Below are 1,432 nucleotides of genomic sequence, written 5' to 3' on the forward strand. Positions count from 1 at the left end.
AACCGCACCTGTGGCGCCGGTGATGCCGGCCACGATGCGTCCGGCGTAGAGGATCCGGGTCCCCTTTGATAGATTAAAAAGGAAAGGAGGAAAGAAATAATGGCTCGTGTACAGTTTAAACAACGTGAATCTACTGACGCAATCTTTGTTCACTGCTCGGCTACCAAGCCAAGTCAGAATGTTGGTGTCCGTGAGATTCGCCAGTGGCACAAAGAGCAGGGTTGGCTCGATGTGGGATACCACTTTATCATCAAGCGAGACGGTACTGTGGAGGCAGGACGAGATGAGATGGCTGTAGGCTCTCACGCTAAGGGTTACAACCACAACTCTATCGGCGTCTGCCTTGTTGGTGGTATCGACGATAAAGGTAAGTTCGACGCTAACTTTACGCCAGCCCAAATGCAATCCCTTCGCTCACTGCTTGTCACACTGCTGGCTAAGTACGAAGGCGCTGTGCTTCGCGCCCATCATGAGGTGGCGCCGAAGGCTTGCCCTTCGTTCGACCTTAAGCGTTGGTGGGAGAAGAACGAACTGGTCACTTCTGACCGTGGATAATTAATTGAACTCACTAAAGGGAGACCACAGCGGTTTCCCTTTGTTCGCATTGGAGGTCAAATAATGCGCAAGTCTTATAAACAATTCTATAAGGCTCCGAGGAGGCATATCCAAGTGTGGGAGGCAGCCAATGGGCCGGATCCACAGGACGGGTGTGGTCGCCATGATCGCGTAGTCGATAGTGGCTCCAAGTAGCGAAGCGAGCAGGACTGGGCGGCGGCCAAAGCGGTCGGACAGTGCTCCGAGAACGGGTGCGCATAGAAATTGCATCAACGCATATAGCGCTAGCAGCACGCCATAGTGACTGGCGATGCTGTCGGAATGGACGATATCCCGCAAGAGGCCCGGCAGTACCGGCATAACCAAGCCTATGCCTACAGCATCCAGGGTGACGGTGCCGAGGATGACGATGAGCGCATTGTTAGATTTCATACACGGTGCCTGACTGCGTTAGCAATTTAACTGTGATAAACTACCGCATTAAAGCTTATCGATGATAAGCTGTCAAACATGAGAATTACAACTTATATCGTATGGGGCTGACTTCAGGTGCTACATTTGAAGAGATAAATTGCACTGAAATCTAGAAATATTTTATCTGATTAATAAGATGATCTTCTTGAGATCGTTTTGGTCTGCGCGTAATCTCTTGCTCTGAAAACGAAAAAACCGCCTTGCAGGGCGGTTTTTCGAAGGTTCTCTGAGCTACCAACTCTTTGAACCGAGGTAACTGGCTTGGAGGAGCGCAGTCACCAAAACTTGTCCTTTCAGTTTAGCCTTAACCGGCGCATGACTTCAAGACTAACTCCTCTAAATCAATTACCAGTGGCTGCTGCCAGTGGTGCTTTTGCATGTCTTTCCGGGTTGGACTCAAGAC

General features: G+C 50.2%; 1 protein-coding gene and 1 pseudogene. One reads left to right on the top strand and one right to left on the bottom strand.

Going from position 1 to position 1,432, the window contains the following annotated elements:
* The first annotated feature begins 99 nt into the window (after positions 1 to 99).
* Positions 100 to 555, top strand: coding sequence for an N-acetylmuramoyl-L-alanine amidase (locus AB0M56_RS50550; protein ID WP_015979355.1), 456 nt, complete (start codon positions 100 to 102; stop codon positions 553 to 555).
* Between the two features lie 138 nt (positions 556 to 693).
* Here AB0M56_RS50550 and AB0M56_RS50555 read toward each other — a convergent pair.
* Positions 694 to 987 (bottom strand): annotated as a pseudogene (locus AB0M56_RS50555) (MFS transporter); the annotation flags it as partial.
* Positions 988 to 1,432 lie beyond the last annotated feature (445 nt).

Source organism: Amycolatopsis sp. NPDC051372, assembly GCF_040682095.1.
In the GTDB taxonomy this organism is placed as follows: Bacteria; Actinomycetota; Actinomycetes; order Mycobacteriales; family Pseudonocardiaceae; genus Amycolatopsis.